This window comes from Microbacterium sp. ANT_H45B, assembly GCF_008369345.1.
GTDB lineage: Bacteria > Actinomycetota > Actinomycetes > Actinomycetales > Microbacteriaceae > Microbacterium.
Genome location: NZ_VOBK01000001.1, coordinates 843,455 through 863,415 on the forward strand (window position 1 = coordinate 843,455; position 19,961 = coordinate 863,415).

The 19,961-nt window shown below is 63.7% G+C and carries 14 protein-coding genes and 2 pseudogenes; 6 read left to right on the top strand and 10 right to left on the bottom strand.

Annotated features, from left to right (window positions below; translation table 11 throughout):
• Window positions 1–13 precede the first annotated feature (13 nt).
• Both FQ142_RS04060 and hpaD read right to left on the bottom strand, forming a co-directional pair.
• Entirely contained in the window at window positions 14–319 is a 306-nt protein-coding gene (locus FQ142_RS04060; protein ID WP_149422321.1) for a hypothetical protein, read from the bottom strand.
• 1 nt (window position 320) lies between these two features.
• Window positions 321–1,331 carry a 3,4-dihydroxyphenylacetate 2,3-dioxygenase gene (hpaD, locus tag FQ142_RS04065; RefSeq protein ID WP_149422322.1) on the bottom strand — a complete coding sequence of 337 codons (1,011 nt, stop codon included), beginning with the start codon at window positions 1,329–1,331 and terminating at the stop codon, window positions 321–323.
• Window positions 1,332–1,459: 128 nt separating this feature from the next.
• Between hpaD and FQ142_RS04070 the strand changes: the two genes are divergently transcribed.
• Entirely contained in the window at window positions 1,460–2,368 is a 909-nt protein-coding gene (locus FQ142_RS04070) for a LysR family transcriptional regulator (RefSeq protein ID WP_262492071.1), read from the top strand.
• Here FQ142_RS04070 and FQ142_RS04075 read toward each other — a convergent pair.
• Together FQ142_RS04075 and FQ142_RS04080 are read right to left on the bottom strand one after the other, a co-directional pair.
• Window positions 2,365–2,841, bottom strand: a complete 477-nt coding sequence (locus tag FQ142_RS04075) for a nuclear transport factor 2 family protein (protein WP_188042293.1) — start codon at window positions 2,839–2,841, stop codon at window positions 2,365–2,367. The genes FQ142_RS04070 and FQ142_RS04075 overlap by 4 nt on opposite strands.
• Before the next feature lie 279 nt (window positions 2,842–3,120).
• Window positions 3,121–3,984 (bottom strand): annotated as a pseudogene (locus tag FQ142_RS04080) (aldehyde dehydrogenase family protein); the annotation flags it as partial.
• Window positions 3,985–4,027: 43 nt separating this feature from the next.
• Here FQ142_RS04080 and FQ142_RS04085 point away from each other — a divergent pair.
• Complete coding sequence (locus FQ142_RS04085; protein ID WP_149422326.1) at window positions 4,028–4,759, top strand: HpcH/HpaI aldolase family protein; 732 nt, start codon at window positions 4,028–4,030, stop codon at window positions 4,757–4,759.
• A gap of 592 nt (window positions 4,760–5,351) precedes the next feature.
• On the opposite strand, the gene FQ142_RS04090 is transcribed toward FQ142_RS04085, so the two are convergent.
• The 3 genes from FQ142_RS04090 to FQ142_RS04100 all read right to left on the bottom strand — a co-directional run bounded on the left by FQ142_RS04090 (window position 5,352) and on the right by FQ142_RS04100 (window position 10,479).
• Window positions 5,352–6,533, bottom strand: coding sequence for an IS30 family transposase (locus tag FQ142_RS04090; protein ID WP_223145265.1), 1,182 nt, complete (start codon window positions 6,531–6,533; stop codon window positions 5,352–5,354).
• A 147-nt stretch (window positions 6,534–6,680) separates the two neighbouring features.
• Window positions 6,681–9,104, bottom strand: a complete 2,424-nt coding sequence (locus FQ142_RS04095; RefSeq protein ID WP_149422327.1) for a glycoside hydrolase family 2 TIM barrel-domain containing protein — start codon at window positions 9,102–9,104, stop codon at window positions 6,681–6,683.
• A 52-nt stretch (window positions 9,105–9,156) separates the two neighbouring features.
• Complete coding sequence (locus FQ142_RS04100; RefSeq protein WP_149422328.1) at window positions 9,157–10,479, bottom strand: MFS transporter; 1,323 nt, start codon at window positions 10,477–10,479, stop codon at window positions 9,157–9,159.
• Window positions 10,480–10,595: 116 nt separating this feature from the next.
• Between FQ142_RS04100 and FQ142_RS04105 the strand changes: the two genes are divergently transcribed.
• Window positions 10,596–11,546, top strand: coding sequence for a LacI family DNA-binding transcriptional regulator (locus FQ142_RS04105; protein WP_149422329.1), 951 nt, complete (start codon window positions 10,596–10,598; stop codon window positions 11,544–11,546).
• Window positions 11,547–11,783: 237 nt separating this feature from the next.
• Here the strand turns inward: FQ142_RS04105 and FQ142_RS04110 are convergent, their stop codons facing one another.
• The gene (locus FQ142_RS04110; RefSeq protein ID WP_149422330.1) at window positions 11,784–12,404 is read right to left on the bottom strand and encodes a TetR/AcrR family transcriptional regulator; all 621 of its coding nucleotides are present in this window, start codon (window positions 12,402–12,404) and stop codon (window positions 11,784–11,786) included.
• Between the two features lie 110 nt (window positions 12,405–12,514).
• On the opposite strand from FQ142_RS04110, the gene FQ142_RS04115 reads away from it, so the two are divergent.
• Window positions 12,515–14,683 carry a beta-glucosidase family protein gene (locus FQ142_RS04115; RefSeq protein ID WP_149422331.1) on the top strand — a complete coding sequence of 723 codons (2,169 nt, stop codon included), beginning with the start codon at window positions 12,515–12,517 and terminating at the stop codon, window positions 14,681–14,683.
• Window positions 14,684–14,827: 144 nt separating this feature from the next.
• On the opposite strand, the gene FQ142_RS04120 is transcribed toward FQ142_RS04115, so the two are convergent.
• Together FQ142_RS04120 and FQ142_RS04125 are read right to left on the bottom strand one after the other, a co-directional pair.
• Window positions 14,828–17,476: an alpha-L-rhamnosidase gene (locus FQ142_RS04120; protein ID WP_149422332.1), complete on the bottom strand. Its 2,649-nt coding sequence runs from the start codon at window positions 17,474–17,476 to the stop codon at window positions 14,828–14,830.
• A gap of 20 nt (window positions 17,477–17,496) precedes the next feature.
• On the bottom strand, window positions 17,497–18,735 hold the full coding sequence (locus FQ142_RS04125) for an MFS transporter (RefSeq protein WP_149422333.1): 1,239 nt from the start codon (window positions 18,733–18,735) through the stop codon (window positions 17,497–17,499).
• A gap of 228 nt (window positions 18,736–18,963) precedes the next feature.
• Here FQ142_RS04125 and FQ142_RS04130 point away from each other — a divergent pair, with 228 nt between their 5' ends.
• Together FQ142_RS04130 and FQ142_RS17400 are read left to right on the top strand one after the other, a co-directional pair.
• On the top strand, window positions 18,964–19,548 hold the full coding sequence (locus tag FQ142_RS04130) for a MarR family winged helix-turn-helix transcriptional regulator (protein ID WP_188042294.1): 585 nt from the start codon (window positions 18,964–18,966) through the stop codon (window positions 19,546–19,548).
• A gap of 211 nt (window positions 19,549–19,759) precedes the next feature.
• Window positions 19,760–19,945 (top strand): annotated as a pseudogene (locus FQ142_RS17400) (recombinase family protein); the annotation flags it as partial.
• Window positions 19,946–19,961 lie beyond the last annotated feature (16 nt).

Here is a 19,961-nt window from a genome sequence, read left to right on the forward strand (position 1 = left end):
CGATGCTCCTTGATCAGCTGCCAGAGCGGCTGTTGTGCCCGTACACCAGGTCGACCATGCGGATGTCCCGGCTCTCGATCGGCATCGGTTCGCCGGAGAAGAGTTCCGTGCGCTCTGGGGATGCCTCGTACTCGCGCATGGCCTCATCCCATTTCGGGTGCGATACAGCCCAGACGAATTCCGAGCGCACACCGTCGGCGGCCGCGAATTCCACGGTGAAGCCGAATCGCTCCCGCAGGGCGCGGATGCGCTCGAAGAATTCCACGACTTCGTCGATGCCGCCCTCGGCTACGACGTACCGCCGGAGTTGCGTGGCCACGTCAGTGGGAGGCTGTCGGAATGCCGAAGCCATCGGCGCCGATGGCGGCTGCGCGCTCCGACGCGACCTGTGTCCTGATCGGCACGGGGACACCGTCGAGGTCGAGAACCTCGGAGGACTCCTCGTACCAGGACGCACGGATGTCGTGCCCCCACCAGGATCGACGTCGGGGGTTCGACACATCCCAGCGGATCTGAGGATTGTCGGGGTCGCCTGTGTAGTAGTCCGACGTGTACAGCTCGATGCGGTGCCCGTCCGGGTCGCGCAGGTAGAGGTAGAAGGCGTTGGTCACGCCATGGCGGCCGGGACCCCGCTCGATGAGGTCCTCGGCCTGGTAGGAGCCGAGGATGTCGGCGGTGTTGAGGATCTGCTCGCGCTCCGCGGCCGAGAACGCGATGTGGTGCAGCCGGGGGCCATCGCCGCTCGTGAGGGCGAGGTCGTGCGTCGTGGGCTTGCGGTAGTACCAGGCCGCGTACACGTGCTCATCGTCCTCGATGGACTCGGACATGCGGAAACCGAGGTCGGCGTAGTATTTCTGCCCCTCCGCGACGTCGGGCACCGTGATGTTGAAGTGGTCGAGGCGCGTGAGCCTGTTGGAGGGCATCCGGTGGTACTGCTGGTGCAGCCGCTCGGTGTGCTCGGCGTCGTAGAAGAACTCGACGGGATAGCCCAGGGGATCAAGAACGAAGATCGCCTCGCCGATGCCTCGCGTCGTTCCCGCCGGGAGCCGGCGGACCTCGGCGCCGAGCCCGGTGAAGTAGGTCTCGGCCTTGTCGATGTCTTCCGGGGCGCAGACTCGGAAGGCGAGCTTGGCGAGTGCGGCGGTGTCACCTTTGCGGAGCACCAGGCTGTGGTGCAGGAACTCATCGAATCCCTTGAGATAGATGGCTTCGTCGTTCTCCTCCGTGACGACCAGACCGAGCACGTCCACGTAGAACCAGCGGGAGCGCTCGAGGTCGGTACACACCAGTTCGGCGTATGCGGCTCGAAGGATGTCGGGGGCTGGATTCATGGTCTTTCTCCAATCGGGAGGAGTCGAACGGACAACGCCATCCCAACAGCCCAACTCCAATACAAAAAGATCGAATCAATTATGAATATGATCGGTATTACCGAAGAAGCCCACTCCGAGAGGCGACGATGCTGCGATTGACTCTCCGGCAGCTCGAGTACTTCGTCACGATCGCCGAGTCCGAGACCCTGGCCGAGGCGGGCGGGAAGCTCCTGGTGTCGCAGTCGACGCTCTCCCAGTCGTTGACTGAGCTCGAGGTGGCCGTTGGATCGCAGTTGTTCATCCGGCGTCGGTCACGAGGCATCAGCCTGACTCCCAGTGGGCGCGAGACCCTGGTCCGAGCGCGGGACGTGCTCCGGCAGGCGTCTGACATCCAGTGGAACGCGGGCGGTTCGTCCGAACTTAGAGGCCCCCTAGCCATCGGGTGCTACATCAGTCTCGCTCCGCGCATCATTCCGACGCTTCTGGAGACGTTCTCGGCTCGACATCCGCTCGTCGACCTCGCATTCTCGGAGCAGACGCAGGACCTGCTGCAGAACGAGCTGCTTGAGGGCGCCATCGATGTCGCGCTGCTCTTCGACATGGAACTGCGTCCCGGTCTGCTCGGGCACGAACTGGCTCGGATCCCGCCGCACCTCATAGTGCGCGCTGATCATCCGCTCGCTGAGCGGGGGCATGTGCGTCTAGCGGAACTCGCCGAGGAACCGATGGTTCTGCTCGACTCGCCGCCGAGCGCTGAGAACACGCTGGCCACCTACCATGCTCTGGGTGTGGAACCGAAGGTGGCGTACACGGCGCGCAGCTTCGAGACGGCCAGATCGCTAGTGGGTCGGGGATTCGGCTACGCGTTCATGGTGCAACGCCCAGCCGATTCCCTGACCTACGACGGGGGCAGTGTCGCGCGCCTCGAGATCGACGACGACCTACCCCCCGCCCGCCTCATGCTGTTGGTGTCGAGCCGTGCCCGTATCAACGAGAGGACGCGCGCCTTCATCACTCACTGCGAAGCGCACTTCGCCGCGCTTGCTGCCGGCTAGCTCAGTTCCGGCTGGGGAAACAGCGGCTTCTCGGTCTCCCAGACCGTCCGGACTTCTGCCCGGGTGAAGCGCCAGCCGTCAGGGGTGCGGCGAAGATCCTGCAGGTACCATCCGCCGGCTTGAGCGGTGTCCGATGGCGTCGCGGGGTCGAAGACATGCGTTGCCACGACGTACGTTCGGGTGTGTGCGACGTCGCCGTCGATGTCTATCAGGATGTTGCCGATGAGGTGATGAGCTGCCCACTCAGGGGGGAACCCTGGGATGGAGAGGATCTGGTCCCTGCCCTTCAGATGAATGGCATGAAGAACCAGCTCTCCGTCTTCGGTGAAGTTCTCGGCGTACTTGATCATGTCCCGGTCGTCCACGCAGCGCGCGAAGTCCAGAACCAGATCGGTGATCTCGGCGCGGTCGACCAGCCACTGCAGTTGCGTGGCTTGTACCGTTCCCAGCTCGTTGACGGTTGGCGTTTCCATGTTTGCTCCTTTGCTTGACAGGTAAACGACGTGTGCGCTTCTCATTGTTCGCCAGTACCGCGATGTTGTAAATCGCCAATTTTTTATGCGTTTCAGCCGCAACAATTGTGAGTTTTGACATTGGTCGCAGGGAAAGATTGCCGGAATTTGTTCCGCTCCGTCGGGCACTCCGATGACGATCAGGTGTCATCCTGGAAGGGTTCGGCCGCGGCGTGCAGCATGACGGTTAGGTCCCGAGTGTCGTCGTGGCCGGATCTCGTGAGAACGAGAACAGGCCCCTCAAATGGGCACGAGCACGAGCACGTACTTCGTCTCCAGATATTCATGGATGCCCTCGAGGCCGCCCTCGCGGCCGAGACCCGACTGTTTTACGCCACCGAAGGGAGCGGCCGCGTTCGAGACCACGCCTGTGTTCAGCCCCATCATGCCGGTGTCGATCGAGTCGATGAGCCGCTGGCCGCGGGCGAGATCCTCGGTAAACACATAGCTCACCAAGCCGTATTCGGTCGCATTGGCCTTCTCCACGGCGTCGGCCTCGTCGGTGAAGCGGGTGATCGACACCACCGGCCCGAAAATCTCCTCGCCCAGGATGTCGCTGCCCGCCTGCACGTTGCCGAGCACCGTCGGTTCGAAGAACGAGCCCGGACCCTGCAACGCGGACCCGCCGGCCAGCAGGGCGGCCCCACGCCGGACGGCGTCGTCGACGAGAGAGCCGACCTTGGCCACGGCCTTGTCGTCGATTAGCGGGCCGATCGTCACACCCTCCTCGGTGCCTCGCCCGATCCGGAAAGCCTTCACCCGCTCGGCGAGGCGGCGGCCGAACTCGTCGGCCACCGACTCGTGCACGATGAAGCGGTTCGCGGCGGTGCAGGCCTCGCCGATGTTGCGGAACTTCGCCAGCAGCGCGCCCTCCACGGCCTTGTCGAGGTCGGCGTCGTCGAACACCACGAACGGGGCGTTGCCGCCGAGCTCCATGGAGGTCTTCAGTACATTGTCGGCCGCTTGTTTCAGCAGCTGCACGCCCACCGGGGTCGAGCCCGTGAAGCTGAGCTTGCGCAGCCGGGGGTCGGCGATGATCGCGCCCGAGACTGGGCCAGTCGTCGTCGTGGTGATGACGTTGACCACACCCTTGGGGAGGCCCGGTTTCGCCGCCGCGCTCGTCGCCCACGACCGGGCGCTGGCCGGCATGTGGGTGTGCAGCGGCAGCCCGTTGATCGCCGAGCTGTGCGCCGGATCGGGCCTGGACTGGCTGCTCATCGACGCCGAGCATTCCCCGAACGGCCTCGAGTCGCTGCTCGCGCAGTTGCAGGCGGTGCACGGCTACCCGATCCTGCCGGTGGTGCGGCCGCCGGTCCTCGATCCCGTCATCATCAAGCAGTACCTCGATCTCGGTGCGCAGACGCTGCTCATCCCGATGGTCGACACGGCCGAGCTGGCCGTGCGGAGCGTGCATTACCCGCCGCGCGGCATCCGAGGAGTCGGATCAGCGCTCGCCCGCGCCTCTCGCTGGAATCGCGTCGACGACTACCTGCAGACCGCTGCCGAGCGTATCTCGGTGATCGTGCAGATCGAGTCGGCGGAGGCGGTGGCGAATATTGAGTCGATCGTGGCCGTCGACGGTATCGCCGGTGTCTTCCTCGGCCCTTCCGATCTGGCGGCCTCGATGGGCGTGCTCGGTCAGCAGGACCATCCCGACGTCGTTGCCGCGGTCGAGCGTTGCATCGCCGTGGCATCCGCCGCTGGGGTTCCGGTCGGTGTGAATGCCTTCGCTGAAGCTCTGGCTCGTCGCTACCTAACGGCGGGCGCCTCGTTCGTGCTGGTGGGTGCGGATGTCGCCATCCTCGCCCGAGCTTCTGAGGGGCTGGCCGAGCGTTATGCCGGAAACACCCTGAATGAAGCACCCCGCTCGAGCTACTGATGACGACCGCGGCGCCTTACGCGTCGACGGGGTCGGTGGTGTCCCTGCAGATGGCGAGGAGCGGAGCGAGCAGTGGCTCGAATTCCCCTCCGAGCGATGCGGTCCCATAGATGTATCGGTCAGGGCGCACGATCATCGCGTTCGCTTCTACCGACTTGAGCAACGCGTCGACGCCTGGCGACGAATCGTCGAGAACGACAACGATAGGCGAATCGTCGAGAGTGCCGCGCGCGGAATCCGGCAGCTCGCGCAACGCGGCGGCGGTGCCGGCGACCAGGAAACGATAACCGAGCTGCTCATCGAACTCGGCAGGTCCCGTCAGTGCGGGCTGAGGTGCTCGCAGGCCTCCCGCCTCACCGTCGTGGAACTGCAGCGATCGGAAGCCAGGTCGCTACTGACCACACTCTCTAACCGAAGGACACGGTCTGGATCCCACCAGAACCTCGATCCTGGCGACGCCAACAGCACCCTAGAGTTTCGGGCAGCTAGAACCGGCATGAGAGCGACCGCCCCAGAAGCGACGTCCGGACAGCCCTATGTCAGGTGGCCACTTCCACGAGCTGTCTACCCAACCACCGAAAAGATGGCGGTCTCAACGGGGCAACGCGCTCGTGTCAGATTCGGTATTCTTCCAGCCTCCGGCGTGGAGGTGAGGGAGGAATCGCTCGGCAGCGGTCGCCCAGCCCAGGACGCGTCGGGGTCGGGCGTTGATCCGGTCGGCGATGTCGTCGAGGTCGCGCAGGGAGAACTGGCGCAGGTCGGCTCCCTTGCTGAGGTACTGCCGGAGGAGCCGGTTGGTGTTCTCGTGTGATCCGCGCTGCCAGGGCGAGTGCGGGTCGCAGAAATACACGGAGATTCCTAGCTCCGACGCCAGCTGTTGATGCTCGGCCATCTCTCGTCCCCGATCCCAGGTCAGTGATCTCCGAAGAGACGCCGGGATCTGGTTGAACTCGGCAGCCACTGCTTTGCGTACCGCGTCGGCCTTGTAGCCGTCGTGAAGGGGCACGACCCGGACGAAGCGGGTGGCCCGCTCGACGAGCGTGGCCACCGCGGAAGGGCGCTTGCCCATCACGAGGTCGCCTTCCCAATGGCCGACTTCGATTCGATCCATGACGATGGCAGGGCGGTCCCGGATGGAGGTCATGTTCCGCAGCACGCCCCGCCCGTGTGACTGCTTCGCCCTGCGCGCGTGCCGCACCGATCGGCCGGAGCGCAGGCGTCGCGCAGAGTGCTGGCCGAGCTCAGTGCGACTCGAGACGTAGATGCTGCGGTAGATCGTCTCGTGGGACACACGCATCGCTTCGTCGTCCGGGCGGGTGGTCCGCAACCATCTCGCGATCTGCTGTGGCGACCAGTCCAGCTCCAGCTGTTCGCGAACCACCGCGAGCAGCTCGCCGTTGGTCTCCAACCGAGACGGTTTCGGCCGACGCGCTCGGCTCCACGCCGGCTCATCGGCGGATGTCGCTCGATACCGATCGCGCCCACCGTTCCTGGTGATCTCACGCGACACCGTCGACGCCGATCTGCCGATGACCGCTGCGATGGCGCGATTCGACGAGCCGACTGCAATCCCTCTCGAGATCTCCTCGCGCTCCAAAGCAGTGAGATGTCGATCACTCCGGTGCCGCTCGGGTGGGCGGACGCCGCCATGCCGGGCCAAGAACCCGCGCACGGCCGCCGGACCAGTCCGCAGTGCTCGTGCGATCAGTCGGCTCGGCTCACCCCGACTCCATCGCTCCCACAGCTCGATTTCCTGCTCGCTCGTGAACGCCACGCACACCTCCGGATCAATCCTCAACATTGTGGTGCGTTGACCGGTTGAGACCGCCATCGTTCTCGGTGGACTTTGTGCTTTCGCCCTTCCGGGCCTCTGTCGGGGGTGGAGGGGTGTTCCGTGCGTGAACGGAACACCCCTCGACACTCAACGCGCCGTGAGATTCAGGTACTGCAGCGGCAAGCCCGTCGCTGCAGCACGCAGGGTGATCGTGCCTGGACCTGTGGGACGGATGATCGCTAGTGCCCGTCCGTCGTAAGTGGTTCGGGTCGCAGCTGCGAAGTCTTCGGTGGTGTCCGGCTGGGCGCTTCCAAACCCGGCGAGGATCCCGGGGCCCTCAATCTCCACCGAGACGGCAGCGGTGACGTCAGTCGCGATCGTTCCTGTCTCGTCGGCGAGCTCGACGCTGACGTATGCGAGATCCGTACCGTCTGCTCGCAGTTCGGTGCGATCCGCGCTGAGGGCAATTTGGATACGGTCGCTGTGCGTGCGCAGCGTGCTCCTCCCGATTTCCTTTCCGTCTCGGATGGCGATCGCAGTGAGCTCACCCGGACGGTATTCGATGTCGAACTTCGCGATGCATGCCTTCTGGGCTCCAACCTGAGCATGGCCGATGGTTGAGCCATCGAGGCGGAGCTCGACCTCGTCGGAATCGCTGTAGACGTCGACCTTGATCGGCGACCCGGGCGGCACTTTCCAGCTCCAGCTGCTTACGACGTCATCCCACGACCAGCCACCCACGAACACTTCGCGTCCATGATGCTCGGGTCGCTGGACGGCGATGAAAGGCTGGTTCCGCAGTCCCCAGATTGTTTCCTGCCAGAACGAGACCGGGCGACGATTTCCGAGAATGTCGATCGTGCCGGATTGGGCGAGCATCCACGGAAATGGGGAGCTCGTGCCCCGCGGCGTATCGGCATCGTCTGGGTAGACGGGTCGTCCAATGCTCGCTTCACCGATGTAGTCCCATGCAGTCCAGGCGAAGTCGCCGATCACGGTCGGGTGCTGCTCGACGAGTGGCCAGATCCGATCGAGTGCTCGCGGGAAGGTCTCGGATCCCACAAGGATGCGGTTCGGGTGTTTCTCGGCGTCGATCGCGTAGCGAGCCTCGGCGTAGTTGACACCGCAGACGTCGAGCTGCGACTGGGATTCTTCGATTCGTTCGGAGACCAGGCCCGTCGAGCCAAGGGTGTTCATCATGTCTTCCATCGATCCCATGAGCGCGTTGATGTTCAAGGGCTCATCGCCCGAAGACATCTGTGCCGCGAAGACGTCCATGGTGGCGACCATGCCGTTGATGGCGTTGGTAATGAGGCGGGTGCTGTCGAGCGAACGCACTTTCTCCGCAAGGGCGCGGCCCCAGGTAGATCCGATTGAGCTACCGGTTTCGAAGATCTCGTTGCCGGTGGAGTACATGATGACGCTCGGGTGATTGAAGTCCTTAGCGACCATCGATTCGACGTCGCGCTCCCACCACTCGGGAAAATCCAGGGAGTAATCGAAGGCGGTCTTGCTCTTCGTCCACACATCGGACACCTCATCCCAGACGAGGAGTCCGTGGCGATCGCAGGCGTCGAGGAACGCGCGGCTGATGTTGTTGTGGGAACTGCGGACGGCGTTGTAGCCGGCCTCCTTGAGCAGCACGACGCGACGCTCCTCAGCGCGTGGGTGAGCGGCGCTGCCGAGCGGGCCGTTGTCGTGGTGAATGCAGCCTCCCCGGAGCTTCACCGAGCTCCCATTGATTCGCAGACCATGTACCGGATCGACGGTCACGGATCGTACGCCGAAAACGGATTCGTCCTCATCGAGGAGGGTGTCGCCCTCTTGTAGGCGAGTGTGCGCTGTATGCAGACGAGGGTCGTCGACGTCCCACAGCGCGGGCGCCAAGAGGTAGTGACGCAGGTGCACTCGCCCCGTCGTGCCAGGAAGGAGTGTGATCGGCGCTGTTTGCAGACTGAGCACCGTATCGGTATCGTCGCGGATCTCTGTCTCGACCCGGACGGTGCGCGTGTGTCGAGTCTCATTGGCGACCTCGACGCTGGTGGTCACGAATGCGAGGTCGGCCTCGATGACGGGGGTCGCGATGCGCACGCCGTCAAGCGGGATGTGCACAGGCTCAGTGGCTACGAGCCACACGTTCCGGTAGAGGCCGGCGCCGGTGTACCACCGGCTATCTTCATGGGTGCGGACCTCCACGCTGATGGTGTTCGCCTCGCCGAACCGGAGAAACGGATCCAGGGCGACGCTGAACCCGACGTACCCGTTCGGGCGCTGAGCCGCGAAGTCGCCGTTGACGTATACGACAGCGTCACGGTAGGCGCCTTCGATGTCGAGGACGACACTCTTTTCACGCCACTCCGCGGGCACGTCGATGGTCTTGGTGTACTCGAGGTGCGCGCTCGGGTAGTAGCCGGTGTGACTGCCGTTGGGGCTGTCCGCGGAGCGCGTCAGGTCGCGGAGGCCGTCGTGGGGCAGGGTAACGGGCGTCTTTACCGTTCCACCGCTGAAGGCGTCGAAGGGCGAGCCTTTGGGACCGACGCTCCAGTCACTGTTGAAGGGTTGACGGATCATGCGAGTGCCTCTCTGACGATGTGCGATAGGTGGTTGGATGAGCGATCGGTCATTACCGAACGCTCTTGATGAATCGGACACTGATGGCACCGAGGATGACGGCGACTATGGTCACGACGAAAAGAGGCTGATAGAGACCGGTCGCCGCGACGAGTGCGCCGGCCAGTGCGGGCGCAATCACCTGTGGTCCGGCATTCGCGACATTCATCACGCCGAGATCCCGCGCGGCGTTGTCCATGTTCGGCAGAACTCGGGTGATCAACGATTGATCGACGGCGAGGTAGATGCCGAAGGCAACGCCCAGGATGCCGCTTCCGATGAAGGCGCCGGTGAGAGTGGGTACCAGGAAGTAAACGAGTGCGCCGGGGGCGAAGAGGAGGCTCGACAGAGCCACGAACACACGAACTCGTCCGAATTTGTCCGACAGCCATCCGCCGATGATCGAGAAGATGAGGAGCGCGAGGGTGCTTACCCCCTGAACAGCGACGAAGACGGCGGCGGCTTCGGTGACCGTACCGACACCGATGTAGTCAGCAAGGATGTACAGCTGCATGCCAGACATGAAGTTGTAGCCGAAGATGATGAGGAACCGGCCGGCGAACGTCCACCAGAAGTCCGGGGCGCTGCGGAAGCTCGGAAAGCGAGCCGCCGCTCGGCGTTCGGCTTTGGAGGCGCGAACCGTCGCCCCGACCGGCACATAGTCCTTCGTCGTCAACGCGAAAATCGTCCCCATGACGAGCATGATCGCAGCGATGCCCACGTACCCCACGAACAGGTTCGTCGTGAGGCCAGCGATCGTGATTCCGCCGAAGCCGCCCACGATCGACGACGCGCCCACCAGCCCGGACATGGTCCCTCGGTTGCGGATCGGGACGCGCTCAGGGAGAACGGCGGTCAGAGCAGCCTGCAGACCACTCAGCGGCCACATCGCGACCGACCAGGTGATGGCAAGTACGAGGGGACTAGGGCTACTGGCGGTGACCAGCAGGGCGATGGTTGCCGTGACCGCGGATCCTAAGATCCAGATGTTACGGCGGCCAAGGAAGCGACTACTCGTCTTGTCCGAGAGGAACCCGAGTAGCGGCTGCGCTACCAAACTTGAGATTGCTCCGGCGCTGATCACGAGGCCCAGCATGCCGGCCGCCCCGGTCGTGTCGCCGAGCATCTGCGCGACCTGCCTACCGAGCATCACCTGAAGCACACCGCCCCAAACGACGTTGACACTGATCATCGCCAGGGGGTAGACGACCCAGAGCCATCGGCTCATGTTCTGCGGTCCGGTCGATGTGTCGAGAAGGGGATTAGGTGCAACTGCTGAGCCGGGAACGGCGGCTTGATAGGGGCCGGTTTCGGGTTGAACGTTATTGATCGACATTTGGGGTCTCCACGGCTCTGTGAGGGCGAACGCTTACGCGCGTTATCGGTCGATCTAACACCAAAATGATTACGCGCGTCAACTAGGCTTGTCGTATAGACTGAGGGGATGGGCACATGACGGTCACCAGCGATGACGTTGCACGCGCTGCGGGGGTGTCTCGGCCCGCTGTCAGTCAGATCCTGAATGGGCGAGGGCGCTTCGCCCCCGAAACCATTCGACGAGTGGAAGAGATGGCCGCGGCCATGAACTACCGCCCGTCAGCGGCCGCTCGAACTCTTGCTACCGGAACGAGCGACCTCGTCGTTGCTCTCGTACCCAACACAACGTTCGGAACTAACCTGCAAGACGTCATCGACGTTCTCACCGCAGAGCTCGCTCAAGTCGGTCTGACCCTCGTTCTGCATTTCGCGAGTTCTCCCGTAGAACTGCTTGAACACTTCATCACGACAATTCGCCCCCGAGCAGTGATCGCGCCCTTCGTCGCCGCCACGGCCGCGGAGCGGAAATCCATAGAAGACAGCGGCGTCACTCTGATCGATCTGGCGGCGGGGCAAGATGTGAACTATCGCATCGGTCAGCTCCAGGGTGAGTACCTAGTAGCGAAGGGGCACCAGAACCTCGTCTACGCACACCTGCACGACGCCCGCCTCGACGTTTACGGCGATACCCGAGAACAAGGACTAGCGGAGTATTGCCGAGAGCACGGCCTGGCAGCGCCGAATTCGATCCGACTATCTGTCGACCTTGTCGACGCGATATCCGTCTTGCGCCGCCTTCCCCACGGAGTGGCCATCGCCTGCTATAACGACGACGTCGCCGTCGCTCTCCTCGCCGCAGCCCGAGAAATCGACCGTCGCGTTCCTGAGGATGTAGCTCTGCTAGGCACCGACGCGACTCGAATCGGCGCACTAATGGCGCCCCGCCTCACCACCATCGCGGTTGACACAACGATCGCCGTACATGTGATGGTCCACCACATCGTGAGCCGGCTCGCCGGCTCTGTTCCCGTTGACCCCCTCACCGATCTTCATATGCTCAAAGTCGTACAGGGCGGCTCCGCATAGAGCGGCAAGCCGCGTGAAGACGAGGAGCTCAGCAACTGTCGCCGGGAACCGTCCAGACGACATAGCCGAGACTCAATGGGGCCGTCTCATTCGGAGGCTCTACGTCGGTTCGGCGGCGAATCGCGAGTTGCCCGAGAATCGTAAGGCCTACCCCAATCACCCCGACCCACGCGTCCATACCGCGAGATTGCGTGAACGCACCGAGGGCGCCTGGTGCGTCGCGCCGATCGCAAGGGATTACGGGGTCGAGTCTCGGTCGAGTAGCATCCCGGCGTCTCGCCAGAGCTCGAACAGATCAAGGTGCGGCTCCCGCAGCCAACTGATCTGCAGCCCATCAAGGACGGCGATCACCTCGATCGCAAACTCCTCCGGGCGCGGATGCCAGGAGCCTATTGCGGCAGCGACGGCTTTTCTGACGGTCAGAGCGCGTTCCAAAAAGTAACCATGGGCCGGGTGTTCCGGATTGAGCGATTCCGCGCCGAGCACGGTATACAGTCGCACGATCTCACGCTGGGAAGCGTTGCGCCGCACGGTCTCATCCAGGGCGCGCCAGGCGCCCTCTCGATCCAGAGGCGCGCCCATCTCCCCTTGACCAAGAACGGCGACGTCTACTTCGTCGCGGTGGCGCAGAACCGCAATCAGAATTTCTTCACGTGACGTGAAGTAGTGATCGAGTCCACGTCGGGTCATCCCGCACGCCTCGGCAAGACCGAGCAGCGTGAAGGCACTAAACCCACGCTCGGAAATCAACGTCGTCGCCTGCTCGATGATCATGGCGCGCCGCACCTCGGGCGCGAGACGGGTCCGTGATTGCCGCACTGTCGCAGTCTTGCCCGTCGTTTCTTCTTGCGCAGCCACGTCTATATGTCTATCATCTTCTTACCCGCATAGATGCGGGTAAGGGCCTTGATCCCAAAGATACCTTCGCAACGCTCATGTTGACGGAGGTCGAAGTTAAGGAAAAGTCGATGACGACCACTCACACCTTGTTCGATGACGCTGTTCAGCGCGTACGTGCTGGTAACACCGCGCAGTCTGAAGCCATCAGCCTCCTTGCGCAACTGACCGCGGAGGAAAAGCTGGGTCTGCTCGATGGCGATCAAGACTTCTGGTCGGGTATGGCGGAGATGACTCAGGGTTACAACCGAACCCCCATCGTCATGGGCTGCGTCGACCGGGTCGGTATCCCGGGTCTCCGATTCAGTGACGGACCGCGTGGTGTCGTCATGGGCGCCTCGACTGCCTTCCCCGTTTCCATGGCTCGCGGAGCGACCTGGGATCTCGCCCTCGAGGAGCAGATCGGGATCGCGATCGGCGCAGAGGTTCGAGCCCAAGGAGGAAACTTCTTCGGTGGCGTCTGCATCAACCTTCCCCGGCACCCTGCCTGGGGGCGCGCACAAGAGACGTATGGCGAGGACAGCTATGCGCTCGGTGAGTTCGGCGGCGCGCTCACTCGCGGTGTCCGCCATCATGCCATGGCCGTGTCGAAGCACTTCGCGTTGAATTCGATGGAGAACGGCCGCTTCGTCGTCAACGTCACCGCCGACGACGCCACACTTCACGAGGTCTACCTGCCGCACTTCCGACGCACCGTGGAAGCGGGCGTCGACGGGATCATGACCGCCTACAACAGCGTCAATGGTGAGTGGGCTGGACAGAACGAGATCCTCATGGAGGGCATTCTGCGTGGCCAGTGGGACTTCCAAGGAGTCACCGTCTCCGACTTCCTCCTCGGACTTCGGGACGCCGGCAAGTCCCTCCACGCAGGGCTGGATGTCGAGGAACCTTTCCAGCAGCAGCGTGCCCAGCACCTTGAGGCCGACCTCGACGCGGGGCGAGCCTCCTGGGCTGACGTCGATCGTGCCGGTCGACGCATCCTCGCCACCCAACTCGCGTTCTACGCGCGCGAACTCGACGACGAGCCCTCGATCGATGTGGTCTTCTCTCACGAACACCGCGCGCTGGCCCGAGAGGCTGCCGCTACCGCGGCGGTGCTCCTGAAGAACGACGACGTGAACGGTCAACCTCTTCTTCCCCTCGACGCATCATCGCTGCGACAGGTTGCGGTAATCGGTCGCCTCGCAGGATTGGCCAACACCGGCGACGAGGGCTCCTCGAACGTCCGCACGCCGCATGTCACAACTCCCCTAGAGGGCATCCGCACCGCCTTTCCGGGCGCGAGCGTCGACTTCGTAGAAGCCGACGACCCAAGCACCGCCGCGGCCAGCGCGGCCAGCGCGGACGTTGCGATCGTTGTCGTCGGGTACACCTCCGCCGACGAGGGCGAGTACCTCGGCAACATCATGACTTCTCACCCCAGCCTCCTGTCTCTGTTCCCTCCTGCGCCCGAGGGCGTGGATCTGGGCGCGTTGATGGACGCCGCCAGCGATGGCGGCACGGTGATGGGAAGCGCGATCGGCGGCGACCGCCGATCCCTGCGCTTGCGCCCCATCGATGCAGACATCATCCGCGCCACCGTCGCCGCCAACCCGCGCACAGTCGTGGTCATTGTCACCGCAGGCGCAGTCATCGCCGAAGAGTGGCGGCACGAAGTTCCCGCTGTACTTATCGGCTGGTACAACGGCTCCGAGGGAGGAACCGCCCTCGCGGACGTCCTCCTTGGCCATCATGACGCCACCGGCAGGCTGCCCTATTCCATACCTAAGGACGAAAGCCACCTCCCTTTCCTCGACATCGACGCCACCGAAATCACCTACGACCGGTGGCACGGACAACGACTCCTCGACCGCGACGGCAACTCCGCAGCATTCCCACTCGGTTTCGGACTGTCATACACGACATTCAGCATCGACCAGGTCACCGTCTCGCCCGTCGTCGACGAACACTTTGATGCCACGGTCTCCGTATCGAACACCGGAGATCGGCCCGGCCGACACGTCGTGCAGCTCTACGCCGTCATCGACGCGAACGACTTCCCCCGGCGCGTGCTCGTCGGTTTCGCACCCGTGTGGCTCGAGGCCGGCGAAACTAAGACCGTCACAGTCGAAGGATCGACCCGCCCCACCAACCGGTGGACTGACGACGGTTTCGTCCCTGCCTCCCCCTCAGCGGTCATCGAGGCAGCAGCCTTCTCCGGGGACAAGGAGGCAGCGACGACAACGCTGGACTTACTGTGAGAAGCACCCGCGCGATGGGGAGGCGCCACAGCAGGCGTCTTTCAAAGTAATTGCTTTTCGAAACGTTCGGCATAGGTCTGATACGCCTGACGATGAGATGACGCGAACGGCAGCATCGAGCCAAGCGATTTCGAATGAGTACGGCTATGGGTTGCCGTGCGCCATCTCTAATGCGCTCGACGTGAATTCGTGGCTTCCCGGTCCCACCTCCGTCGAGATTCTGCCTAGAACGATGTCCGCGCGAACGCCCGGGGGTATTTCAGTTGTCAGGGTTACCGCACCGGACGGGCTTGTGCTCCAGGCTGATGACGCGCGTCCGTACGGTGTGTCGATCGAGACCGAAGCGGAGGTCAGGCCACCTCCGATGATCGGAGCGATCCGCAGCCGGGCATACCCGGGTGCCGCGGGGGCCAGGCCGGCAACGCGCTCTTGTAGGAACGCGGCGACGGCACCGAACGCGTAGTGATTGTGTGAGGCTTCGGGTTCCCCGTGCTTGTAGCCGTCCCAGGTCTCCCATGTTGTCGTCGCTCCGAGTTCGATGGCGTGCAGCCACGATGGAGCGCTGGTCTGGAGGAGGACACGCAGAGCGACGTCGGCGTGCCCGGTGTCGACGAGCGTATCGAGCAACATCGGCGTGCTGAGGAACCCGGTGGCGAGGTGGTCGCCGGCTTGCCGCACGAGTTCCGCGAGGCGGGTGGCGGCTCGGTCGCGCTGACTCGGTTCGAGCAGATCGAATGCGAGGGCTCGCACGTAGTCGTCTTGCCGGTCGTCGCCGATGCGGCTTCCTTCTTCGGTCACGAAGGCGGCTCGCCAGGCCGTGCTCGCGTTGTCTGCGAGCTGTGCATAACGGCGCGAGTCTGTGTCCTCGCCCAGTACGTCGGCTATCCGCGACAGGAGTTGGGCGGAGTGGGCGAGATAGGCCGTTGCGACGCTCGTTCGTCGGCCGAGGAAATTGCCCGGCATCTCTGACGCGAGGGTTTCTCCGGGACGAAGCCACTCTCCCCAGTGGTAGCCGGTGTCGACGATGTACCGCTCGAGGTGTCCAACACCGCGCCTGAATCTGCGTCTCACGCCACGCTTGCGTGCGGCCCGCAACGCCAGCTGGTCGACCCACGCTTTGGAACTGGCGTACTGGTCTCGAAGGACTGTGGTGTCGCCGTAGTACTGGTACAGCGTCCAGGGCAGCATAACGGCGACGTCGCCCCAACCGGCCGAGGTGCGCGTGAAGCCCAGCGGGTTGCGGCTGATACCGACCGCGGCCTCGGAGGGAATGAAGGGAGGGATGGTGCCGTCCGAGTGCTGCTCGGCGGCGAGGTTGCGCAGGTATCGCCGGAGGTAGGCGTCGGCGTCGACCAGTTGCACCGCCGTCGGTCCGAACACCTGGATATCGCCCGTCCAGCCGCTGCGTTCCCGGGTCGGGCAGTCGGTCGGGGTGTCGGTGAAGTTCGAGCGGAGCGACTCCACCACGTTGTGCCAGAGCTGGTTCAGACGTCCGTCTGAACTCTGGAACTCGCTGATGGCAGGCAGCGGGGTCGAGAGGACGATGGCTTCCACGTCTTCGGTTGAGATAGGGTCCGCTGGTCCGTCGATGCACAGGTATCGGAACCCCTTGATCGTGGCACCGGGGGTGTACTCGACCGGCTCGCCAGCCAGGATCGCCTCGTCGCGTTGGAACCAGTCCTTCTTCGACGAGCCGCCGCCGAGGTAGCCGGTCGCGATCTCTCCGGTCGAGGAAAGTACCTCGCTGTAGATCAGCCGCACGGTGGCGCCCTCCGGACCTGACAATCTGACGCGTGCAACGCCGGACATGTTCTGGCCGAAGTCCACTAACTGCTTGCCTGACGGGGTGCGGGAGAGTGTTCCGCGGCGGCGGCCGATCTGCTCGACCCGCGCGACGGACTCCGCGATCATCAGGCGGTGTTCGGGGATGACCATAGCGGAAACGGCACCGTCTGATCGGCCGTGCAGCCACGGCAGTTCAGGAATCCTGAGGTCGACGCGTTCGCCATCCTTCGGATCCGCGACGCGAACGCGTCCGTAGCTGGCAGTCCAGCTCGCGTCGGTCGTCACGCTGATGGTGCTGCCGTCCGCGAGATCGAGTTGCAACTGCATCAGGGCTGCCAGCCGATCGCCATAGCGGTTGGGCAGCGAGAATGCGCCGAGGCGTCCCCTGAACCGGCCTTCGGAGACGATGATGCCGACGGTGTTCGTGCCGGCGCGCAGCGCGTCGGTCGTGTCGTAGACCTGGTACTCCGTGTAGTTGTGAAAGGGGGTCCATCTGGGGACGAGTGCCGTGCCGGTAATGTCATGCTCGTTGATGAACAGTCGATACCACCCAAGCGCACTGGTGTAGGCCCGCGCTCGCACGACATCGGCAGGGAGTTCGATCGTCGTCGACAGGTAGACGCTCCGCGGGTCCTTCTTCGCGGCCTCCGGGTGGCTGATCCAAGCGGCCCGCCAGTCGGTCGGGTGTAGCAGGCCGGTCTCGAACGAAGCCGTGGCCCAGTCGCTCACGGTGCCGTCTGCTCCATGCACACGCACGCGCCAGCTGTACTCGGTGCGCGAGCGGAGGGCAGCGCCGGCGTACTGGGCGCCGTATGGAGCCGTGCTCTTGATGTGGCCGCTCGTCCAGGTGATGTCATCGGGGAGGAAAGACGAGTCGTCAGAGACTTCGATCTCGTAACCGAGCTGCGGCGGCGCATCGCTCGGGAGCGTCCACGCGAATTCCGGAGCCACCGAGTCGATGCCGAAGGGCGCGGGGCGTCGATTGACTGTGAGTGAATGCGGGGTCATGGGGAGTCCTTTCGACAGGGTTAGCGGGAAGCGAGCGGCGCGGAGTGTTCTGCCTGGCCGATCGTGTCGGCCTCGGAGTCAAACTCGTCATGCCGGTCGCGAGTGCGGAACACAATCCACGCCCAGCCCACGCCGATAGCGGAACCGACCGTCAGGATGCCGAACAGGAGCGAGGGACCTCCGATGAGCAGAGTCGGGGTGATGCTTGCCAGCGCGGCTGCTGTGAACCGTTGGATGGCGATGATGGAGCCCTGCGCTGTCGTGCGCAGGAGTGTGGGGAATTGTTCCTGTGCCCAGACCCGCTGGATGCCTTCGAACGCGAAGGCCGAGCCCACGCCCATCAAGAGCAAGCTGCAGAGGTAGACCGGCACGCTCGCGCCGAAGATTGCGACGACCAGAGGAGAGAGAACGAAAGCGATTCCGCCGATCTGGAAAAAGCGGAACCGAACGGGCTTGTCCGCGATCCTCATGAACCAGAGGTACCCGATGATGCTCACTGGCAGCAGCGGAAGGGTGACGAGTGATGCCTGGCTGATCGTGACACCGCCGAAGTTGACGAGGATGTAGGTGCCATAGCTGCCGATCGTGCTCGCGATCAGATTAGTCAGCGAGGCGAACATCACCAAGGCGAGGAAGACCGTTCCATAAGGGCTCCGGAAGAGCATTCGGATGCTGGCGCGCTCCGCACGGACAGTCCTCACCCCGGCTCGTCGTTCCGCCTGGGCCGCGAGCCATGGTGCGGATTCTGGGATCGTCAGCCGTCCGAGAAGAATCAGTACGCCGACCACGGCGATGTGCCCGAAGAGGATCATCGGTGCCACCCGTCCCAGGTCGCCGACGAGGGTGCTGATGACGATGTTCGCAATAATGCCGGCCATCCACAGCAGGTTTGTGAACCCGATCAGGCGGCCCCGATTGTGCTCGGTAGCTGCCTCAGAGATAGTCGACAGCGAAACGGGCAGGTCGGCGCCGCTCGCGAATCCAAGCATGATCGCCCCGATCAGGATCACGGGGAACGATGACGCGAACACCAGCACGACCGCACCGACAACGAGTGCGATCATCGTCGCCGTGAAGACGGGGCGCCGACCGAAGCGATCGCCGAGACGACCACCCACGAGGGCACCGATGGCCATCGCTGCGGTGAGGGCTCCACCGGCCAAACCGATCTGGAGCTCGTCCAAACCGAGGGTCTGCTGAAAGACGACGATCGCGGTGGCAAAACCGGTGATGGCAGCGGCGTCGACGTATGAGGCCATACCGGACACGACGGCGACCCACCAGGGACGTGGGCCGGATGTGGTAGCGAGAGACACGGGACTTCTCCTTTGAAGAACACGGGATGAAGAATCGTCAGGCGACGAATGAAACGAATCAACTCGCACAGCGTCCCACGAAGTATGTTCCTGAGTCAAATAGTTTTCTCAGGTTCTTGCCAACTGCGCCTTATGCTTGGGGCGTCCCGAGTCCCAAAGGAGCTGCGTACGGTGCCGAGAAGTAAGAACGCCATTACGCTGCACGCCCTGGCGGCTGAGGAGATCGCTCCGCTGGCCGGAGCCCGTGTGTCGGCGTTCCAGTCGGCGTTCCAGGCGATCGTGACCTGGGGAACGTCGCGGACGTATCGCGAGCAACTTATGCGCGACAGCGGATTCCCTTTACCCAAAGACCTGCCAGCATTTCTGGTGATCAACCAGCTCGTATATCGCGGACTCGCGACGCCCACCTCGCTCGCTGACGCGGTCGACACCACACGGTCGAACATGAGCCGTATCATCGCCCGCCTCGAGGACGCAGCCTTGGTCTTCCGCGCGCACGACCCGCGAGACGCCCGCGGCACCGTAATCGGGCTGACCGCCTCCGGTCGAGATCTCGGAACCCGCGTGCTCGACTCCATGCAGGATTTCGGAGCGTTAGACGGATGGAGTGCGCAGGAGATCGAGATGCTCGAGCAGTTGACGATCAAGCTCGCGATGACGCTCGATGCGTTTCCGAACCATCCGCTCACCGTCACTGCTGGCGTATCGTTCAACCCCGTCGAACGGCCACCGGCTGCGGTCGAACGCGAGCTGTGACGTCACTGGTTAGATGAGGCGGCTATCGTCGCACGATGCCGAGGAGGGGTATGTGCATCAGCCCTGCGGTGTTCCGGCGAAGCACCAAGAAGCGATCACAGAAAGCCGCCTCGAAGCGCTAACAATCACACGGTTCTGTCTTAGAAAGACGTCTTACCGCAAAGCGTCTCAGCGTCGTGACCGGCAGGGGTTTCTGAGTCAGAATGGCCATATGAGACTTCTTGGGTACACGCGGGTGAGTACGTCGAGTCAGGACGCGCAGCTGCAGCTCGATGCTCTCGTCACGGCTGGGGTCCAGAAGCGAGACGTGTTCGCCGACGTCACCTCCGGAAGCAAGACCGCGATCGAGCGTCGAGGGATGAAGAAGCTCCTCGAGCACGCCGAGCCTGGTGACACGGCTAGGTTCACCCCCG